The following is an 18,046-nucleotide window of genomic DNA, read 5'->3' on the forward strand; positions in this document are numbered from 1 at the left end:
CTCTATAAGCTTACAATGCTAAGGATAGTAACTTAATTTTAGAATGGATTTAATAAGTTAATGTTAAGGAAGACAATTTAATGCCTGAAGCGTTTGGGATTACTCATCTTCATCGAATTTATCTTCGATTAGATGACAAACCGCTTCCAATGCAGGATGTGCATCACCACCTTCAGCGCTAATCGTGACGTGCTCGCCTTGAGCTGATTCAAGCATAAGCAAACCCATTACGCTGTCGGCGGTTGCTTCTTTACCTTCATGGTTTTGAATGGTGAGAATAGCATCGAATGATTGGGCCAGTTCGACAAGTTTAACAGCAGCACGAGCATGGAGCCCTAAACGGTTTTGGATTAAGACTGTACGGCTTTGCTGCTGCATAAACTATTCCTTATGATTTTTCTCTAATGAGGCGTGACGAATTTGGACTTGGTGACCCATTTCTGCAAAGTATTCGCCAATTTGCTGAGTTAAGTAGACTGAGCGGTGTTTACCACCTGTACAGCCAATAGCCACGGTCAGGTAACTGCGGTTGTTTTTCTCAAGCAAAGGAAGCCAGTTTTCGATGAATTTTTGAATTTGTTGTTTCAAATCCATTACGTCTTGATGGCCCTCTAGAAACGATTTAATCGGTGCATCCAAACCAGTAAGTGGACGCAAGTCCGGTTCCCAATGAGGGTTTGGTAGAAAACGTACATCAAAGACATAATCAGCATCACTTGGAAGGCCGTACTTAAAGCCAAATGATTGGAATACCATCACTAGGTCTTTGCGCTCTCGGCCTTCAACCCGCATGCGGACTGTTTCACTGAGATCATGAAGAGATTGGTGACTACTATCGATCACTAGATCTGCATTCTCTTTGAGCGGTGAAAGAATGCATCGCTCTTTTGCAATAGCTTGCTCGAGGGATGTGTTCTCCAAGCTCAACGTCAGTGGATGAATTCGGCGGGTTTCACTATAGCGTTTTAGTAGAGTGTCTTTGTTGGCATCCAAAAACAACACGCTTACGTCTGAGCCTTGCTTGAGCTTAGTAAGAACATCTTCAACTAAGTTTGGCTCAGTAGGCAAGTTTCGAATATCGATGCTTACCGCTACGTTTTGTTTGCTAGATTGAACTGACTGAACAAAGGCTTCAAGCATATCGACAGGAAGATTGTCGACACAGTAGTAACCTAGGTCTTCAAGTACTCGCAGAGCGACACTTTTGCCTGCCCCTGAGTAACCACTTACTACGATAAGACGCATTACTGGCTAACCATAATATCGTAAAGTTCTTGATCGGATTGAGCTTTACGAAGTTGTTTTAGGATCTGCTTATCGTTAAGACGTTCTGCCATACTAGAAAGAGTTTTTAGATGCTCTTTGCACTGTGCATCAGGCACAAGCAAAGCAAAAAGTAGGTCAACAGGACGGTTATCGATAGCGTCAAACTCAACTGGTGATTCACACTGAAGCAAAACAGCTACAGCTTTATCACTAGAGTGCATACGAGCATGGGGAATGGCAATTCCATTTCCAATGCCAGTACTGCCCATCTTTTCTCTGCTGAGCATGCATTCAAATAGTTCGGTAGAATTCTGCCCGGTTTGCTCAGCGACAAGTTCGCTGATCATTTCAAGGGCACGCTTTTTACTAGTACATTGGACTGCACTTTTGGTGCAGTCCAATGTGAGGATTTCGCTTAGTTGCATGGTGTTAGTGGGCGTTTAGCTTTTCTTTGTGCTTATTGAGCTGTCGAACAAGTTTGTCGACTAGGGAATCTATTGCTGCATACATGCTTTCATCATCTGATGATGCATGAATCTCAGCTTGGTTAACATGAAGGGTAGCTTCTGCGATTTGGTTAAGTTTTTCAACTTTTAATACCACATGAATACTGTTGATATGGTCGAAAAAGCGCTCAAGCTTTTGAAACTTATCGTTTACGTAGTCTTGCATTGAATCGGTTAGATCAACGTGATGTCCAGTAAGATTGATTTGCATAGACTTTCCTTCTCGGTTGTTGGCCTAAAGCAGGCGTTTGCGCTGACTTGAAGGGGCAATACCTAATGATTCACGGTACTTCGCTATTGTCCTTCTAGCGACCTGAATTCCTTGGTCAGCAAGTAGAGCTGCAATTTTGCTATCACTCAGAGGCTTAGCGCTATTCTCTGCAGCAACGAGCTTCTTAATTAGTGCGCGAATTGCAGTTGATGAGCACTCCCCGCCATTATCAGTACTGACGTGGCTAGAAAAGAAGTACTTCAGTTCAAAAATACCACGCGGAGTATGCATATACTTCTGTGTGGTAACCCTTGATATGGTGGACTCATGCATGTCGACGGCTAATGCAACGTCATTGAGCACCATAGGTTTCATCGCTTCTTCACCATACTCAAAGAAATCACGCTGATGTTCAACAATACACTTAGCAACTTTGAGCAGGGTCTCGTTTCTACTTTCTAAGCTCTTAATTAACCATTTTGCTTCTTGCAAATTGCTGCGGATGTACTGGCTGTCTGGGCTACTGCCTTTGCCTAGAGCTGCATACTGTTGGTTAACTTTAAGTCTTGGAATGGAATCTGGGTTGATAGTGACTACCCACTTACCGTGATCTTTAAACACGGAAACGTCCGGAATAACGTATTCAGCGTGCTCAGTAGCTATGCGGCTACCTGGTCTTGGATCAAGTTGCTGAATGAGTTTAAGTACTTCACGCAATTCAGCTTCTTTGAGTTTAGTCTCTTTGATGATCAGCTTGTAATCACGGTTACCAAGTTGGTCGATATGGTTGGTAAGTACTAACTTGGCTTCTTGTAGCCATGGCGTATCTTCAGGACACGTAGCTAGCTGTAGTAATAGGCAATCTTGCAAATTGTTTGATGCGACACCAAGAGGGTCGAATTGCTGAATACGCTTACGAACGGCTTCAATTTCTTCGATCTCAATTTCTTCGTTATCAAAGCTTTCAAGAATATCTTGTGTTGAAACGGTTAAATAACCATAGTCATCAATAGCATCAATTAGCGCCAAGGCTATGGTTCGGTCAGTTTCACTGAATGGGGTGAGGTCAAGCTGCCAAATAAGGTAGTCATGGAGAGACTGAGTTGTTTCACCTTGATATACCGGCATATCGTCATCGAGGGCTATACCTGTACTACCTGTATTTGCGCTGTAGACATCATCCCATGTGGTATCAATTTCTAAGTCATTACTGATTTCTGACTTTTCGATCAATTCAGAGCTGTCTTTTACATCCGGCTCCGAGACTTCAACCGTCGGCTCTTTTTCCTCATTGCGGCTGTTCTCTTCTGAAGAAGGTTCATCACTGTTTTCTTCAACCTCTAGCAGAGGGTTTGAATCCAAAGCTTCTTGAATTTCTTGTTGAAGATCTAACGTTGACAGTTGCAACAAGCGAATCGCTTGCTGCAATTGAGGAGTCATCGCTAACTGCTGTCCTAGCTTGAGTTGTAATGAGGGTTTCATTCAGTATTGTTTGCCTTAATGCTGGAGAATCTTACCGTTCTTCCCTTTAATCATAGACGGAATTGTTCGCCTAGATAAACTTGTTTTACTTGTTCGTTATTCAGTACTTGGTCAGGAGTGCCTTCTGCAATCAGGTGTCCTTGGCTTACGATGTAAGCTTTCTCACACACATCGAGCGTTTCGCGAACGTTGTGGTCGGTGATAAGAACGCCGAGGCCACGATCTCTTAAATGCTCAATGATCTTCTTGATATCGATAACCGAAATGGGGTCAACACCAGCAAAGGGTTCATCAAGAAGAATAAATTGTGGGTTAGCAGCCAGTGCACGGGCAATTTCTACACGACGTCGCTCACCACCCGATAATGCCATACCCGCACTAGCGCGAATGTGCTGAATGTGGAATTCTTCCAACAAATCTTCTAGCTTATCTTGGCGCTCTTCTCGCGTCATTTCTTCACGAGTTTCTAGTACTGCCATTATGTTGTCTTCAACTGACAATTTACGGAAGATAGAGGCTTCTTGTGGCAGGTAGCCAATACCCATACGCGAACGGCTGTGCATTGGTAAGATGCTGATGTCTTTTCCATCGATCGTTATGGCACCTTGATCGCGAGCAACAAGGCCTACAATCATATAGAACGACGTTGTTTTACCCGCTCCGTTAGGACCAAGCAAACCAACGATTTGTCCAGATTCAACTTGAAGGCTTACGTCGGTAACGACGGTTCGATTACCGTAGGTCTTTGCTAAATGCTCAGCTTTGAGAATTGCCATAATTATTCTTGTACTGTCTGTGGTTGAAGAACGGTAGAAACGCGGTCGCCTTTCTGTTTGCCGTCAGCAATCAGCTTTTGAGATGAAATCTTGTAGCGAATTTTTGTTCCGCGGATCACGCTGTCATCTTGAGACAACATTGCCTGATCAATCATTGTTAATTGATCATCGACCATCACGTAATAAAGCTCTTTTGCTTCGCCATATAAGGTCTTACCGTCATCAGTTAGCTGAGAGAACGTCGCCAAATCACCGTAACCTTCAATCTCTTGGATCGAGCCATCTTTTGGGTCGCGTATTACGATAACTTTGTCAGCGTTGATGTTGATGCTGCCTTGTTTCAGCTTAACGTCACCAAGAAAAGTAACTTTATTGCTCTGCATATCTAGCTGCTGGCTATCTGAGTCAATGTAGACCGGTTGATCTTGGTCTGTTGATAGCGCTAGCGCTTGGCTAGATAGGAATAAACAAGAAATCAGACTAAGGTGTGAGAGTTTCATATCTACCTTGTACATGTTTGTATAGGGTCGCATGATTATCGGCAAAGTTACCGTTCATTGCTTGCCCTACCGTTTCAAATTGTGGGCCAACCAAGGTTACTTGGTTATCTGCCCAAAAGTCTCTACTATCTAACTGGATATTCATTACCTCAGTTGACAGGGTGTCGAACCCAGAGTCGGGCAACAAGTTTGTCGCCAGAACATCTTCATATAGGGTCAACACATGTTCTTGAGTTAAGACTCCACGAACAGCGGTAATTTCCCACTCTTGGGTTGTCCCTTCTTTGTACACTTTTAGGACGGGTTGTTGGAAAATCGTATCGCCGCTCTTCGCATAGTGATCGAGTTCTACTGATGTGATGACATAGCTGCGAATACCGTCGTCAGTGTAAGAGGTATTCACAAGCCCTTCACCATTAAACATTGGGAGTTCTGTATCTGGTTCAACCTGAATATCATAACTCTGCTGCTTATCGAAAAGATAGTAAGCAGACCAGCATATTATGAAACTCACGATGATATAACCAATACGAGAAAGACTCATATACTTAAACCTTTATGAACGTCTAGTTCGTCTCGTGCTTGAAGAATGAGGTCGCAGACTTCCCTTACTGCTCCGTGGCCACCTTTAATTGAGGTGACATAATTTGCTCTTTTTGCTAACAAAGGATGCCCATCAGCAACACAGACCTTCAATGCCACTTTTTCCATTACTGGCCAGTCGATAAGATCATCGCCGATATAGCCCGTTTGTTCGGCAGAGATATTCAGTTTGCTGTAAATGTCTTGGTACGCTTTTACTTTATCGTCTTGTCCCTGATAAATCAGCGAAATACCAAGCGCTTTCATACGGTTCTCGACAATTTGAGAGCGGCGGCCTGTAATGATCGCAATTTCAATACCGGCATTCATTAATGACTTAACGCCATAACCGTCACGGGTATGGAAGGTTTTAAGCTCTTCGCCATCATTGCCCATATAGATCAAACCGTCTGAGAAAACTCCATCGACATCGCAAATGAGCAGTTTAATCTCTTTGGCAATGGCAAGGATAGAAGGTTCCACCGGTTGATACAGCGTTTCAATCATTTCTGGCATTACATCACTCCAGCTTTTAATAAGTCGTGCATGTTCAGTGCACCCACCACTTTGCCTTGTTCACACAGAATTAGGCCATTGATGCTTTTGTCTTGCATTAAATTAAGGCCTTCAGCTGCGAGCATGTTTGGCTCAGCAACCGTTGGGTTCACTGTCATCACATCGCCAATTAGTGCGCTATGAATATCGATTCTCTTATCAAGGATACGCCTTAAATCGCCATCAGTGAAGATACCAACTAGTTGCTGGTGGTCATCGACAACGGCAGTCATTCCTAGGCCTTTCTGACTGATTTCGAGTAATGCATCACGTACTACCGTGGTTGGTGTAACTAAAGGTAGCGCATTGCCGGTATGCATGATGTCCGACAGTTTAAGCAGTAGTTTACGCCCTAAAGCACCACCTGGGTGTGAAAGGGCGAAATCTTCAGAGGTAAAGCCACGAGCTTGCATCAATGCCATAGCAAGAGCGTCACCCATTACCAATGTTGCGGTTGTGCTAGAGGTCGGTGCCAATTGAATAGGGCAGGCCTCCTTCGGCACAGTGATTTGTAGATGAATATCTGACAGTTTTGCCATGTTCGAATTTGGCTTACCTGTCATGCTGATGATTTTGATATTGAGGCGTTTCAATACTGGGAAAAGAGCTAAAATCTCTCCAGATTCACCTGAATTGGAAATCGCTAGAACAATATCACCAGGTTCGATCATGCCGAGATCGCCATGCGCGGCTTCTCCAGGATGAACGAAAAACGATGAGGTGCCTGTACTAGCCAGTGTTGCCGCAATCTTGTTGCCAATGTGGCCTGACTTACCCATGCCCATTACGACAACTTTGCCATCTTTATTTGCAATGATTGACTCACATGCTTTAACAAAGTCTTGGTTCAGGTATTGGTCTAACTGCTCTAGAGCCTCAATTTCAGTTTCTAGAACTTCTAAAGCAGCAGAACGAAAATCAAACATAGAGAACTCCCGAGAATCTTAAGCGGTCATGTTCATGATTAAGTAAGCTTGGTAGCCGATAAAGCAGCAGAATAGCGCAGCACCTTCAAAGCGGTTAATGCTACGTGATTTACCTAGTGCCATAGCAACAAGGAGTAGTGATACGCCAAGCATTACCCAGAAATCGCGCCCCATTGCGTACTCGCTTAAAATTGATGGGTTAAGAATACCAGGGATACCCATTACCGCGAGAATGTTGAATACGTTAGAGCCGATGATGTTGCCGACTGCCATATCGTCTTCACCTTTCATCACACCCGCTAGTGATGCGGCAAGCTCAGGAAGGCTAGTACCGACAGCGATAATTGTTAGACCAATAACAAGGTCACTCATACCGAAGTGTTTAGCGATGATAACAGCGCTGTCGACTAAAGCATCAGCGGCGATAGGAAGGATGATAAGACCAATCACGACCCACATTGCGGCTTTAGCGTTGCTGACGCCTTCAGGTACCTCGGATTCTTGCTCTTCTAGTAATACGTCACCGTTTTTCTTTTCACTGCGGCCTATGTGTAGCATCGCAAGAATGAAAGCGGCAAACAGAACAAATAGCAGCACACCTTCGTAGAAGCCTAAGTGGTTGTCCCAGAGTAGTACGCCAGCCAGGATTGTTACGCCAATCATTAGTGGGAGTTCGCGTCGCAGTACAGCTGAACTAATGGATAGTGGCTTAATCAGTGCGGTGATACCAAGGATTAAAGCAATGTTCGCAATGTTAGAGCCTAATACGTTACCAACGGCTGTATCTGTCTTGCCATCCAATGCAGCCGTTGCTGAAACCATCATTTCAGGAGCTGAAGAACCCATTGCAAGAATTGTCATACCGATAACTAGCGGTGAAATACCTACATTTCGAGCTAGAGCAGCAGCACCAAATACCAGTTTATCTGCACTCCAAACCAAAAATACTAATCCAATAATGAGAAACGCAACGGCTTCGAACATGATGATTCCTAATCAATATACAGCGAGAGAATTTAACCGTTAATTTTGACGGTTTGGCTTATAAAAGGGAAGCGCTTCATTCAAATTAATTGTGAACGATACAGATGATTAGAAGACTTTAGGTGAGATATGTCATCGCTATTACTAATATTAAACTCACTCACAATTAATTGAACAGTGCTTTAAATTATGTATGAATGTGCTTATGATTGCCCATTCTCAAAGGGAGTGACCAAGAGTTGAGCATGGAATCTGAAGATTTAGTTACCGTAAAAAAGCTGACCTTCTCTCGTGGTAAGCGAAAGATTTTTGACGATGTAAGCTTACACGTACCAAAAGGCAAGGTAACGGCGATTATGGGCCCATCTGGTATAGGTAAAACGACATTGCTTCGTCTTATCGGTGGTCAGATATCCCCTGATGCTGGAGAAATCTGGTTCGATGGTCATAACATCCCTGCTTTAAGCCGTTCTAAGCTTTATCAAGAGCGTAAAAAAATGAGCATGCTGTTTCAATCTGGAGCGCTGTTCACTGACCTAACCGTTTTCGATAACGTCGCTTTTCCCCTTCGCGAGCATACTGAGCTTGAAGAGCCTTTAATCCGTACTTTAGTTCTACTTAAGTTAGAGGCCGTTGGCTTACGTGGGGCTGCTGAATTGATGCCAAGTGAATTGTCTGGTGGCATGGCAAGACGCGCTGCACTGGCAAGAGCCATCGCTTTGGACCCAGACCTTATTATGTACGACGAACCTTTTGTTGGGCAGGATCCAATTACGATGGGGGTGCTGGTGGAGCTGATTCGAAATTTGAATCAAGCGCTTGGAGTCACGTCTATCGTGGTTTCTCATGATGTTCCTGAAGTGATGAGTATCGCTGATTGGTGCTACATTCTGGCCAACGGAAAAATTGTTGCCAGTGGCACTCCTGAAGAACTTCGAGCAAACCCAGACCCGCAAGTTCAACAGTTTTTAGAAGGGCAAGCTGATGGACCTGTTCCATTTAGCTACCCGTCTCAACCTTTAGCCAAGGAGCTTTTCTCATAATGGCAGGTTTCGCTAATTTCGTTGCTTCTGTCGGCCAAAGAAGTATGGCTGTCTGTGAGTCATTTGGCCGAGCCAGTTTAATGCTGTTTGGCGCATTGGCGAGTCGACCTCAACCAATTAAGAACTTTCCACTGCTGGTTAAGCAGCTCTATAGCGTTGGCGTTCAATCACTGCTTATTATTGTTCTTTCTGGCTTATTCATTGGTATGGTGCTGAGCTTACAGGGTTACGTCATCCTAGTGGATTTTGGTGCCGAAGGGGCTTTAGGTCAAATGGTCGCGCTTTCACTTTTACGTGAGCTTGGCCCAGTTGTTACCGCTTTATTGTTTGCAGGCCGTGCGGGCTCTGCGTTAACAGCTGAAATAGGCTTAATGAAAGCAACAGAGCAGCTTTCAAGTATGGAAATGATGGCGGTCGACCCACTGAAAAGGGTGATTGCACCACGTTTTTGGGCGGGGGTTATTTCAATGCCAATGTTAGCGATGATTTTTATGGCTGTTGGTATTTGGGGAGGGCAACTGGTTGGTGTGGATTGGAAAGGAATCGATCATGGCAGCTTTTGGTCAGCAATGCAGGCGTCTGTTGAGCTAGGACAAGATATTGGTAACAGCATGATCAAAAGCTTGGTCTTTGCGGTTACGGTGACTTGGATTGCGCTGTTTAATGGGTATGACGCCATTCCGACTTCGGAAGGTATTAGTCGAGCAACAACACGTACAGTTGTTCACTCTTCGTTGGCCGTTCTAGGCCTAGATTTCGTACTTACTGCCTTGATGTTTGGTAATTAAATGATGTTTGGGAATTAATCATGCAACAAACTCGAAAGATTGAATTATGGGTCGGTAGCTTTGTCCTTGCTGGAATTTGCGCAATTCTAGTAATGATTTTTCAAGTTGCTGACGTTAAAGGTCTCGGTTCAAATGATACTTACACGCTCAAAGCGGAGTTTGACAATATAGGTAGTCTGAAAGTTCGCTCACCAGTCAAGGTAGGCGGAGTTGTGATTGGACGAGTGACGAATATTGGTTTGGATAGTGAGTCTTTACTTCCGGTTGTAACTATGGCGATCAGTAGTACTTACGATCAGTTCCCTGAAACCTCAAGCGTTAAGATCCTGACCTCAGGTCTTATTGGTGAGCAATATATTGGCTTAACACCGGGTTTTGTGTTTGACGACGAACAGATGCTGGTGGAAGGTGACTATATTGAAGATACGAAATCGGCGTTAGTGCTAGAGGACTTGATTGGTCAGGTCTTATATAGCGTTGGCGGTGATTCTGAAAGCGAATAAGGAGCAGCAGGATGTTTAAAAAGTTAGTACTTACTTTGTGCTCATTGCTTTTTGCTTTTAACGTGACAGCAAATGAGATAGATAAAACCCAGCCATATCAGATGATGAAGCAAGTTTCTGAACACGCTTTCGCAAGATTGAAAGCCGAGCAGGAACAAATTCATCAAGATCCTGAGCACTTAAAAATGATTGTTGATGAAGAGTTAATGCCTTATATCAACGAAAAGTATGCAGCACTTAAGCTTTTGGGGCCAAATCTAAAGGGTGCCAAGCGTGAAGATGTTGCTAAGTTTATTGTGGCATTTCGCTCGTATTTAGTGAGCTCTTATGCTCAAGTTCTGACGCAATATACTGATCAAACTATCGAGTTCGGTCCAGAACCAAAACTCAACCCTAAAAAGAGCATTACTGGGGTGAAAGTTGAGATTGTTGATGCGCCTAGGCCCAACATCAAATTGGAGTTTAAGCTGCGTAAAGATAAGAAGAGCGGCGAATGGCAGGCATTCGATATGATTGCAGAAGGAATTAGCTTATTGTCGAGCAAACAATCTGAGTGGAACAGCAAGTTGCGCCAAGAAGGTATTCTGGCTGTAGCTAATGAACTTGAAGAACTAGCGAAACAGCCGATTCGCTTTGAGAGCAAAGCTCAATGAATAATGCCAATTGGCACTCAAGCAGTGTGAATGAGTTTGAATTGAGTGGGGAACTCAATCGAGAGACTGTTCCCAAGCTATGGCGTTCTTTGAAAGAGCAGCAATGGCAGGGCAGTCAGATAGAAATCTCGCTTGAGGGTCTAAATAAAATAGACTCAGCCGGAATGGTGATGTTAATTCATCTAATAGAGCATGCAAAAAAACAAAACTGTCATATAATGCTCAGTTTCGTGCCGGATGAACTGCGCACACTATTTCAGTTAAGCAATGTTGATGATTTTATTGCTGAGCATTTAAAGAATAATACAGGGGTGAATTGTGGATAGCGCAAAAGTACAACAGATTTTGAACGAAGCTCTGAACTTAGAAGAACTACACGTAAAAGGTGAAGGTAGCCACTACGAAGTCGTTGCTGTTGATGCTTGTTTCGATGGAATGAGTCGCGTTAAAAAACAACAACTAATCTATTCACCACTAATGGAATACATCCAAAGAAATGACATCCATGCGGTTTCAATTAAAGCTTATACTCCAGAAGAGTGGGCACGTGATAAGAAGCTGATGTCGCTGTAAGGTTTAATAATGGAAAAGTTTCGAGTAACAGGTTCTGACCAGCCATTAGTTGGTGAAGTAACTATCTCTGGTGCAAAGAATGCTGCACTGCCAATTTTATTTGCATCGATTCTCGCAGAAGAGCCGGTTGAGGTGACAAACGTACCTCGCTTACGTGACATCGATACAACGATGGAGCTACTGCAGCGTTTAGGTGCAAAAGTAGAGCGCAATGGTTCGGTTCATGTCGACCCAAGCAGTATCAATGAATATTGTGCGCCATATGACTTGGTTAAGACGATGCGCGCGTCTATTTGGGCGCTTGGTCCACTTGTCGCTCGTTTCGGTCAGGGGCAAGTATCTTTACCTGGTGGCTGTGCTATCGGCGCTCGTCCAGTGGATTTGCATATTCACGGTCTTGAGCAACTAGGTGCGACAATCACTCTTGAAGATGGTTATGTAAAAGCCAATGTTGATGGCCGCTTAAAGGGCGCTCACATTGTTATGGACAAGGTGAGTGTAGGCGCAACGATCACTATCATGTGTGCGGCGACATTAGCTGAAGGTACTACGGTATTAGACAATGCTGCTCGCGAACCAGAGATTGTAGACACAGCGGACTTCCTTAATAAGTTAGGCGCAAAGATCTCAGGTGCAGGCACTGACACTATCACTATTGAAGGTGTAGAGCGTCTAAGCGGTGGTAAACATGCTGTTGTGGCTGACCGTATTGAAACAGGGACATTCCTTGTTGCTGCTGCGGTATCTGGCGGTAAAGTCGTTTGTCGTAATACTAAGGCACATCTTCTTGAAGCTGTTCTTGCTAAGCTAGAAGAAGCGGGGGCAAAAGTAGAGACAGGTGAAGATTGGATTTCTCTAGACATGACGGGCCGTGAGCTAAAAGCGGTAACGGTTCGCACTGCTCCACACCCAGGTTTCCCAACCGATATGCAGGCTCAGTTCACTCTACTTAACCTGATGGCGAAAGGTGGCGGTGTCATTACCGAAACTATCTTTGAAAATCGCTTTATGCATGTGCCTGAACTTATGCGTATGGGCGCAAAAGCAGAGATTGAAGGTAACACGGTTATCTGTGGTGACGTTGACGAACTGAGTGGTGCACAAGTGATGGCAACTGACCTTCGTGCTTCAGCAAGTCTAGTTATTGCTGGCTGTATTGCTCAAGGTGAGACAATCGTTGACCGTATCTACCATATCGACCGCGGCTACGACAAAATTGAAGACAAGCTTTCTGCACTGGGTGCGAATATCGAGCGTTTTCAAGACTAATTTGGCTTTGAGCTAACATTTGTAAGCCGAAACGCAAGTTTCGGCTTTTTTATGAGCGATAGATCAGTTAGAGTCTGGTCACTATTTTTGACTCCCAGAATTCTTGGAGAACTACAATGATTGCACTATTACGTGTATTTGCTGTTGCGATTTTTGCAGTCGTGATGTTTGTGTTTGGTTGTGGCTACTGTTTACTAAGCCCACGTAACCCTAAGCATGTTTTTACCTTTGGTCGTCTGTTCGGCAAGATGTCACGAGTGTTTGGTATTAAGCTGGAGCTTCGTCTTCCTAAAGATGCTTACGAGCGAGGTCAGCATATCTACATTGCTAACCACCAAAATAACTGGGATTTATTCACGGTTTCATCTGCGGTAACACCTAAGGTCGTTACGGTAGGTAAGAAGAGCTTAGCTTGGATGCCGTTATTTGGGCAGCTTTACTGGCTTACAGGTAATATTCTCATTGACCGTGCAAACCGCTCTAAAGCGAAAGGCACGATTGATCAAGTTGTCGATCAAATGAAGCAGAGTGATGTGTCTGTGTGGATGTTCCCTGAAGGTACACGTTCTCGTGGTCGAGGTTTACTTCCGTTCAAAACGGGCGCTTTCCATGCTGCGATTGGCGCTAAGCTGCCGATTGTTCCGATTGTATGTAGCTCAACCGCCGGCATTAAGTTGAACCGTTGGAACAATGGCCACGTTATTGTAGAGATGCTACCAGCGATCAGCACTGAAACGTATGGCAAAGAGAATGTACGTGAGCTAGCGAATGAGTGTCGTGAGCAGATGAAAGCGAAGCTAGAAGCGTTAGACAATGAAGTTGCTATGCTTAACCAACAAGACGGTGTAAAAGCTTAATTAGAGCCGTACAAGCGTTTCTAGAAGCCTCAGTCGAAAGACTGGGGCTTTTTTATATCTGTTAATTCTCGCCGTTGTATTGAAGCGTCAATTAGACAAGGAACAATAGCATTACATGATAGGTTTACTTCAGTGTGAAGAGGTAAACGTAGAAAATCTATATGATGAGAGTCGACGTTTGCTTTGGAAAAGTGGGATTTTCTGAGAGAAGATTTAGAGAGAGTACAAACGAAAAAAAACCAAGCCTTTCGACTTGGTTTTAAAAAGTGGCTCCTCCTGCTGGGCTCGAACCAGCGACCTGCGGATTAACAGTCCGTCGCTCTACCAACTGAGCTAAGGAGGAATTATTCTTTTTTAAATCTTTCTAAGAAGAAAGAATGGTGCCGACTACCGGAATCGAACTGGTGACCTACTGATTACAAGTCAGTTGCTCTACCTACTGAGCTAAGTCGGCACACTAAATGTGGCTCCTCCTGCTGGGCTCGAACCAGCGACCTGCGGATTAACAGTCCGTCGCTCTACCAACTGAGCTAAGGAGGAATTGTCCATTGAGAAAAGAAATGGTGCCGACTACCGGAATCGAACTGGTGACCTACTGATTACAAGTCAGTTGCTCTACCTACTGAGCTAAGTCGGCGCACTTTATTTCTTTTCATGTTGTTGTCTTACTTAGACACCAACAAATAAATTGTGGTGCCCGGAGGCGGAATCGAACCACCGACACGAGGATTTTCAATCCTCTGCTCTACCGACTGAGCTATCCGGGCGACGAGGTGTATTAAACGGCTTTTCGTTCTTTAGGTCAACATTAAAATGCAAAAAAAATATCGTTTGTTGTTTTTCTATACTTAATGGACTGTTTTTATCCGTTTTGATTAAGAAATGTATAGAGGGCAACAGGGCATATCTATTAGAAAAGGTGAAATAGTTGGGTTTAGACAATAAAAAAGCACGCAAAGAGGCGTGCTTTTTACTAGTCTGAGTACGATTAGTGCTTAACAGTAAACTTGCTTACCCAGTTTTCGAGTTCATTTGAAAGCTGAGTTAAGCTTTGTGTGCTGTTATGACTTTCAGTAACGACACCACTTAACTGGTTTCCGCTCTCTTCGATCATGTTGATGCGCTGAGAAATATCATCACTTACTTGAGTCTGTTCAGCTGCAGCTGTCGCAATCTGGTGACTCATTTGAGTAATAGACTCTAGGGCAACAACAATTTGCTGCAGTGCTTCAGAGGCATGTTGCGATTCTTCGACTGTATTCTGGCTTGTCTCTGCACATACTTCCATCGTTTGAATAGCATTGCGCGAGCCTTCCTGCAGGTTGGTGATCATCTGCTGAATTTCTTTTGTGCTGTCTTGAGTTCGACCTGCAAGGTTACGTACTTCGTCTGCTACAACCGCAAAACCACGTCCTTGCTCACCGGCACGCGCAGCTTCTATAGCGGCATTTAGCGCAAGCAGGTTAGTTTGTTCAGCAATATCACCAATAACGTCTAGGACTTTTACGATGTTATTTACATCATTGTCGAGGTCTGCAACGGCTTGACTTGCAGTACCTAGTTGAGAAGCCAGACCTTGAATATTATCAACCGTATTATGGATTAGCTGTTGGGTGTGCTGGCTCTGTTTATCGGCTTCATCAGTGTTTCGAGCCGTATCGCTTGCTGAATCAGCCACGTTGTTTGCAGAAGAAGCCATTTCAGTCATTGCCGTCGCGATCATTGCTGTTGATTGTTGCTGAGAGTCAGTCAGCTGGGCAATACTTGCTGCTCGACCTTCCACATTGCCTAGCTCGTTACGAAGAGCATGCATTGAGCTATCCAAGTTGCCAACAAGCTGGGCGAGTGATTTACTCATTTGTTGCACTGCTTCATAAATGCTGCCTTTTGGTGCTGAGTGCTCAAATGAGCTTTGAATACTACCGCTTGCGACTTCTTGAACTGCACGACGTACATCTGTTGGTTCTCCACCGAGTAGAGCTAACATACGACGAATTGAAAGGATCAAGGTTGCTAGAATGGTTGAAGCGATAACTAGACATAGAAATAGCTGCCACTGGGCTGTTGACCAGAAGCGGGCATTGACTTCATTGAAGCCAATGCCAGTGCCAACAACCCAACCCCAGTGAGGTGTTTTCTCAGCAATAGATAGCTTCTCTTCGATCGAGCCATCAGGAAGTTTTTGTGTCCAAGTGTATTCGACAATTTGACCTGTTTTTCGGCCTAGTACATCTAAAATCAGCTGACCGACGCTATCACCATTCCCATCTTTAAAGTCGTGGAAGCTTGTACCATGAAGCTGAGGATCAAGAGGGGTCGCTACGAAAGTCATGTTCTCATCTGCAACATATACATATTCATTATCTTTGTAGATGTTGTTGCGTAGTAGACGAGTCGCTAGCGCTTTTGCTTGTTCTTCTTCAAGTGTGCCATCTATCGACATCTTCTCGACTTCAGTCAAAATGCTATAAGCACTTTTGAATAGTTCGGTTACTCGTGCCTTGTTGTCTAGATTACTAGCGACGCGCAAGGTCCAAAGGCCAGTTGCAGTTAGTGCTAGCAGTGCAATCAGGATAATTCCTGACAATAAATAAGCTTGAGTTTTTAATTTCATATAATTAGCTCACAAACAATAGCTTCAATAAAAAAAGCGATAGAATCCATTCTAGTAATTAGAATGTCATCTTATTGTAGTTCAAACTAAGCGAGTAGCAGCGATGGATGAATTTATGATTCAGATTAAATTTTAGGTGCGAAATAACTATTTATTAAGCAACTGAACACATTGCTGAAGTTATGAAATTGAATGAGCAAGAGAATGTTTGGGGTTGCAGAAATGAAAAAAGCCAAGTCTTTCGACTTGGCTTCTTAAAGTGGCTCCTCCTGCTGGGCTCGAACCAGCGACCTGCGGATTAACAGTCCGTCGCTCTACCAACTGAGCTAAGGAGGAACTATTCTGTTTGTGTCTTGCTATGCAAGAGCACCAAATAATGGTGCCTCGAGGCGGAATCGAACCACCGACACGAGGATTTTCAATCCTCTGCTCTACCGACTGAGCTATCGAGGCAAAAGAATGGTGCCGACTACCGGAATCGAACTGGTGACCTACTGATTACAAGTCAGTTGCTCTACCTACTGAGCTAAGTCGGCACACTGTATTCTTTGTGCTTTTGTCCGTGTAATAACTTTTTGTTAAGACACCAACAAATCAAATTGTGGTGCCCGGAGGCGGAATCGAACCACCGACACGAGGATTTTCAATCCTCTGCTCTACCGACTGAGCTATCCGGGCAACGGAGCGCTATTAAACGGATTTTCGGTCTTGCCGTCAACATGTTTTTAGAAAAAAAATCAAAAAAGTGCTTAAGTGTCGATTATTTAGTCGTTTTGACTAATTATGTTTTGCCAGAGTTAAAATCTTTTTTGAATTTGGTAACTTTTTCTAGGTAACGACGAGCTTCAGCATTTGGATGTTTTTTCGTAAGGGCCCAATAAACTTGATTTGGTTGTAAGGAATTTAAATCTCGCATTGCTCGTTTTCTATCATTGCGGTTGAAAGTGTTCAAAACACCACCGGTTCCTCCGTTGTAAGCAGAGATCATACTGTACTCAAGCGAAGTCGGGTGGCGGACATCTTTCAGATAACGATTTTTTAAGATGTAGAAATAGGCGGTGCCGGTATCAATGTTGTTTTCTGGATTGAATAGATACTCAGGTGTAGGTTGCCCTGATTTCTTTTTAACAAGCTTAAATACGTCTTTACCTGCCGTTTTTGGTACCACTTGCATCAAACCATAAGCATTTGCCCAGCTCACAGCATATGGGTTGAAGCTGCTCTCTGTTTTGATGATGGCGTAAATCAGGTCTTCTGGAATGTCATACTTACGCGATGCACGTTGAACAATATCGGCATATTTGTAGCTACGGATCTCAAACTGTTCTTCAACCATTGGGATTTCAACGTAGTAAGCCTTTTTAAAATCAACGTCTTTAACTTTGAGCTTGTTAGCAATTAGATAATCAGCAAATCGATTCGCACGCCACGACCATTGGATTGGTTTTTTATCTTGGTCAACAACCTGGCGATAGAGGAAAGGCTGGCCTTCTAAAGTAATTTCTTTTGATGAGAAAAGGTCAACGTTGGCTGGATCATCTGGTGTAAGTAACGTCGTGATAATGGCATTTTTTAGGTGTTGTTTAGGATCCGTAGGAGAGACGGTCTCAATGGTTATCAAACCTTTATCGAAGTTAACTTCTGAACGGCTTAAGTAGTTGTCGATATATTTAACGTAGTTACTTTTGCCTGCGAATTTGATCTCATTTCGTCCCCAGCGTTTTTCAATGTTGCCAGAAAAACTGTTGATCAAAGCATCGAGAGCATCGGTGTCTTTTGCGAACTGGCCGGGTAATTCAGCGAGGTTTTTCGCAAAACGGTTGGTTGGCTCGTAATTGACATCATAGATGCTTTCTACAAACTCACGGCTACAACCCGTTAGTGATATTGCGATCAGAAAATACGCTAACTTCTTCATATGTATCCTAAAAAAATGACATCACTGCAGGCAATGATGT

21 protein-coding genes and 9 tRNA genes are annotated in these 18,046 nt (G+C 43.8%); 8 read left to right on the plus strand and 22 right to left on the minus strand.

The genetic code is table 11. The annotated features are described in order from the left end of the window. Positions 1–99 precede the first annotated feature (99 nt). From AAFX28_RS10390 to AAFX28_RS10440, 11 genes are read right to left on the minus strand one after another with little or no spacing between them, the layout of a single operon-like run. A complete protein-coding gene (locus AAFX28_RS10390) occupies positions 100–378 on the minus strand; it encodes an HPr family phosphocarrier protein (RefSeq protein ID WP_408687473.1) in 279 nt (92 codons plus the stop codon). A 3-nt stretch (positions 379–381) separates the two neighbouring features. Then, a complete protein-coding gene (rapZ, locus tag AAFX28_RS10395; protein WP_408687475.1) occupies positions 382–1,245 on the minus strand; it encodes an RNase adapter RapZ in 864 nt (287 codons plus the stop codon). Further along, positions 1,245–1,691, minus strand: coding sequence for a PTS IIA-like nitrogen regulatory protein PtsN (gene ptsN, locus AAFX28_RS10400; RefSeq protein WP_053441025.1), 447 nt, complete (start codon positions 1,689–1,691; stop codon positions 1,245–1,247). Before ptsN ends, rapZ begins: the two co-directional genes overlap by 1 nt. Before the next feature lie 4 nt (positions 1,692–1,695). Continuing rightward, entirely contained in the window at positions 1,696–1,983 is a 288-nt protein-coding gene (gene hpf, locus AAFX28_RS10405) for a ribosome hibernation promoting factor (protein ID WP_053441026.1), read from the minus strand. A 24-nt stretch (positions 1,984–2,007) separates the two neighbouring features. Next, entirely contained in the window at positions 2,008–3,465 is a 1,458-nt protein-coding gene (locus AAFX28_RS10410) for an RNA polymerase factor sigma-54 (protein WP_408687477.1), read from the minus strand. 50 nt (positions 3,466–3,515) lie between these two features. Then, positions 3,516–4,241, minus strand: coding sequence for an LPS export ABC transporter ATP-binding protein (gene lptB / locus AAFX28_RS10415; RefSeq protein WP_408687479.1), 726 nt, complete (start codon positions 4,239–4,241; stop codon positions 3,516–3,518). 2 nt (positions 4,242–4,243) lie between these two features. Beyond that, on the minus strand, positions 4,244–4,741 hold the full coding sequence (lptA, locus tag AAFX28_RS10420; protein WP_408687481.1) for a lipopolysaccharide transport periplasmic protein LptA: 498 nt from the start codon (positions 4,739–4,741) through the stop codon (positions 4,244–4,246). Then, positions 4,722–5,285 (minus strand): LPS export ABC transporter periplasmic protein LptC, encoded by a 564-nt coding sequence (gene lptC / locus AAFX28_RS10425; protein ID WP_408687483.1) that lies wholly within the window; start codon positions 5,283–5,285, stop codon positions 4,722–4,724. Before lptC ends, lptA begins: the two co-directional genes overlap by 20 nt. Then, positions 5,282–5,839, minus strand: coding sequence for a 3-deoxy-manno-octulosonate-8-phosphatase KdsC (gene kdsC / locus AAFX28_RS10430; protein WP_408687484.1), 558 nt, complete (start codon positions 5,837–5,839; stop codon positions 5,282–5,284). The genes lptC and kdsC overlap by 4 nt, the downstream gene beginning before the upstream one ends. Beyond that, on the minus strand, positions 5,839–6,804 hold the full coding sequence (locus AAFX28_RS10435; RefSeq protein ID WP_408687486.1) for a KpsF/GutQ family sugar-phosphate isomerase: 966 nt from the start codon (positions 6,802–6,804) through the stop codon (positions 5,839–5,841). The genes kdsC and AAFX28_RS10435 overlap by 1 nt, the downstream gene beginning before the upstream one ends. 18 nt (positions 6,805–6,822) lie before the next feature. Beyond that, positions 6,823–7,788: a calcium/sodium antiporter gene (locus tag AAFX28_RS10440; protein WP_408687488.1), complete on the minus strand. Its 966-nt coding sequence runs from the start codon at positions 7,786–7,788 to the stop codon at positions 6,823–6,825. 245 nt (positions 7,789–8,033) lie between these two features. On the opposite strand from AAFX28_RS10440, the gene mlaF reads away from it, so the two are divergent. From mlaF to AAFX28_RS10480, 8 genes are all read left to right on the plus strand, one after another. Beyond that, positions 8,034–8,831 carry a phospholipid ABC transporter ATP-binding protein MlaF gene (gene mlaF / locus AAFX28_RS10445; RefSeq protein ID WP_408687490.1) on the plus strand — a complete coding sequence of 266 codons (798 nt, stop codon included), beginning with the start codon at positions 8,034–8,036 and terminating at the stop codon, positions 8,829–8,831. Then, the gene (gene mlaE / locus AAFX28_RS10450; protein WP_408687491.1) at positions 8,831–9,619 is read left to right on the plus strand and encodes a lipid asymmetry maintenance ABC transporter permease subunit MlaE; all 789 of its coding nucleotides are present in this window, start codon (positions 8,831–8,833) and stop codon (positions 9,617–9,619) included. The genes mlaF and mlaE overlap by 1 nt, the downstream gene beginning before the upstream one ends. A 20-nt stretch (positions 9,620–9,639) precedes the next feature. Next, positions 9,640–10,122, plus strand: a complete 483-nt coding sequence (gene mlaD / locus AAFX28_RS10455) for an outer membrane lipid asymmetry maintenance protein MlaD (protein WP_408687493.1) — start codon at positions 9,640–9,642, stop codon at positions 10,120–10,122. An 11-nt stretch (positions 10,123–10,133) separates the two neighbouring features. Further along, on the plus strand, positions 10,134–10,775 hold the full coding sequence (mlaC, locus tag AAFX28_RS10460) for a phospholipid-binding protein MlaC (RefSeq protein ID WP_408687495.1): 642 nt from the start codon (positions 10,134–10,136) through the stop codon (positions 10,773–10,775). Beyond that, entirely contained in the window at positions 10,772–11,101 is a 330-nt protein-coding gene (locus tag AAFX28_RS10465) for a lipid asymmetry maintenance protein MlaB (protein ID WP_408687497.1), read from the plus strand. The genes mlaC and AAFX28_RS10465 overlap by 4 nt, the downstream gene beginning before the upstream one ends. Then, positions 11,094–11,348: a BolA family iron metabolism protein IbaG gene (gene ibaG / locus AAFX28_RS10470; RefSeq protein WP_408687499.1), complete on the plus strand. Its 255-nt coding sequence runs from the start codon at positions 11,094–11,096 to the stop codon at positions 11,346–11,348. The genes AAFX28_RS10465 and ibaG overlap by 8 nt, the downstream gene beginning before the upstream one ends. A 9-nt stretch (positions 11,349–11,357) precedes the next feature. Further along, entirely contained in the window at positions 11,358–12,617 is a 1,260-nt protein-coding gene (murA, locus tag AAFX28_RS10475; RefSeq protein ID WP_408687501.1) for a UDP-N-acetylglucosamine 1-carboxyvinyltransferase, read from the plus strand. A 116-nt stretch (positions 12,618–12,733) separates the two neighbouring features. Next, positions 12,734–13,474, plus strand: a complete 741-nt coding sequence (locus AAFX28_RS10480) for a 1-acylglycerol-3-phosphate O-acyltransferase (RefSeq protein WP_408687503.1) — start codon at positions 12,734–12,736, stop codon at positions 13,472–13,474. Positions 13,475–13,741: 267 nt separating this feature from the next. Here the strand turns inward: AAFX28_RS10480 and AAFX28_RS10485 are convergent. From AAFX28_RS10485 to mltC, 11 genes are all read right to left on the minus strand, one after another. Beyond that, positions 13,742–13,817: transfer RNA gene (locus AAFX28_RS10485), tRNA-Asn, on the minus strand. Positions 13,818–13,852: 35 nt separating this feature from the next. Beyond that, positions 13,853–13,928 (minus strand) — tRNA-Thr (locus tag AAFX28_RS10490). A 10-nt stretch (positions 13,929–13,938) separates the two neighbouring features. Further along, positions 13,939–14,014, minus strand: a tRNA-Asn gene (locus tag AAFX28_RS10495). 21 nt (positions 14,015–14,035) lie between these two features. Beyond that, positions 14,036–14,111 (minus strand) — tRNA-Thr (locus AAFX28_RS10500). A 54-nt stretch (positions 14,112–14,165) separates the two neighbouring features. After that, a tRNA-Phe gene (locus AAFX28_RS10505) sits at positions 14,166–14,241 on the minus strand. Positions 14,242–14,462: 221 nt separating this feature from the next. Beyond that, positions 14,463–16,088 carry a methyl-accepting chemotaxis protein gene (locus tag AAFX28_RS10510; protein ID WP_408687504.1) on the minus strand — a complete coding sequence of 542 codons (1,626 nt, stop codon included), beginning with the start codon at positions 16,086–16,088 and terminating at the stop codon, positions 14,463–14,465. 260 nt (positions 16,089–16,348) lie between these two features. Next, positions 16,349–16,424: transfer RNA gene (locus AAFX28_RS10515), tRNA-Asn, on the minus strand. Positions 16,425–16,465: 41 nt separating this feature from the next. Continuing rightward, positions 16,466–16,541 (minus strand) — tRNA-Phe (locus tag AAFX28_RS10520). 7 nt (positions 16,542–16,548) lie between these two features. After that, a tRNA-Thr gene (locus AAFX28_RS10525) sits at positions 16,549–16,624 on the minus strand. 66 nt (positions 16,625–16,690) lie between these two features. After that, positions 16,691–16,766, minus strand: a tRNA-Phe gene (locus tag AAFX28_RS10530). A gap of 103 nt (positions 16,767–16,869) precedes the next feature. Next, the gene (mltC, locus tag AAFX28_RS10535) at positions 16,870–18,006 is read right to left on the minus strand and encodes a membrane-bound lytic murein transglycosylase MltC (protein WP_408687506.1); all 1,137 of its coding nucleotides are present in this window, start codon (positions 18,004–18,006) and stop codon (positions 16,870–16,872) included. Positions 18,007–18,046 lie beyond the last annotated feature (40 nt).

It is taken from the genome of Vibrio sp. TBV020 (assembly GCF_046056895.1).
Classification (GTDB): Bacteria; Pseudomonadota; Gammaproteobacteria; order Enterobacterales; family Vibrionaceae; genus Vibrio.

Bases quoted from the DNA above. Each gene is read 5' to 3' on its own strand.
- AAFX28_RS10390 (WP_408687473.1), bottom strand. From the start codon at position 378: ATGCAGCAGCAAAGCCGTACAGTCTTAATCCAAAACCGTTTAGGGCTC.
- mlaC (WP_408687495.1), top strand. From the start codon at position 10,134: ATGTTTAAAAAGTTAGTACTTACTTTGTGCTCATTGCTTTTTGCTTTT.
- mlaD (WP_408687493.1), top strand. From the start codon at position 9,640: ATGCAACAAACTCGAAAGATTGAATTATGGGTCGGTAGCTTTGTCCTT.
- AAFX28_RS10440 (WP_408687488.1), bottom strand. From the start codon at position 7,788: ATGTTCGAAGCCGTTGCGTTTCTCATTATTGGATTAGTATTTTTGGTT.
- AAFX28_RS10480 (WP_408687503.1), top strand. From the start codon at position 12,734: ATGATTGCACTATTACGTGTATTTGCTGTTGCGATTTTTGCAGTCGTG.
- mltC (WP_408687506.1), bottom strand. From the start codon at position 18,006: ATGAAGAAGTTAGCGTATTTTCTGATCGCAATATCACTAACGGGTTGT.
- lptA (WP_408687481.1), bottom strand. From the start codon at position 4,741: ATGAAACTCTCACACCTTAGTCTGATTTCTTGTTTATTCCTATCTAGC.
- AAFX28_RS10435 (WP_408687486.1), bottom strand. From the start codon at position 6,804: ATGTTTGATTTTCGTTCTGCTGCTTTAGAAGTTCTAGAAACTGAAATT.
- AAFX28_RS10465 (WP_408687497.1), top strand. From the start codon at position 10,772: ATGAATAATGCCAATTGGCACTCAAGCAGTGTGAATGAGTTTGAATTG.
- ptsN (WP_053441025.1), bottom strand. From the start codon at position 1,691: ATGCAACTAAGCGAAATCCTCACATTGGACTGCACCAAAAGTGCAGTC.
- rapZ (WP_408687475.1), bottom strand. From the start codon at position 1,245: ATGCGTCTTATCGTAGTAAGTGGTTACTCAGGGGCAGGCAAAAGTGTC.
- kdsC (WP_408687484.1), bottom strand. From the start codon at position 5,839: ATGCCAGAAATGATTGAAACGCTGTATCAACCGGTGGAACCTTCTATC.
- mlaE (WP_408687491.1), top strand. From the start codon at position 8,831: ATGGCAGGTTTCGCTAATTTCGTTGCTTCTGTCGGCCAAAGAAGTATG.
- lptB (WP_408687479.1), bottom strand. From the start codon at position 4,241: ATGGCAATTCTCAAAGCTGAGCATTTAGCAAAGACCTACGGTAATCGA.
- lptC (WP_408687483.1), bottom strand. From the start codon at position 5,285: ATGAGTCTTTCTCGTATTGGTTATATCATCGTGAGTTTCATAATATGC.
- AAFX28_RS10410 (WP_408687477.1), bottom strand. From the start codon at position 3,465: ATGAAACCCTCATTACAACTCAAGCTAGGACAGCAGTTAGCGATGACT.
- hpf (WP_053441026.1), bottom strand. From the start codon at position 1,983: ATGCAAATCAATCTTACTGGACATCACGTTGATCTAACCGATTCAATG.
- AAFX28_RS10510 (WP_408687504.1), bottom strand. From the start codon at position 16,088: ATGAAATTAAAAACTCAAGCTTATTTATTGTCAGGAATTATCCTGATT.
- murA (WP_408687501.1), top strand. From the start codon at position 11,358: ATGGAAAAGTTTCGAGTAACAGGTTCTGACCAGCCATTAGTTGGTGAA.
- mlaF (WP_408687490.1), top strand. From the start codon at position 8,034: ATGGAATCTGAAGATTTAGTTACCGTAAAAAAGCTGACCTTCTCTCGT.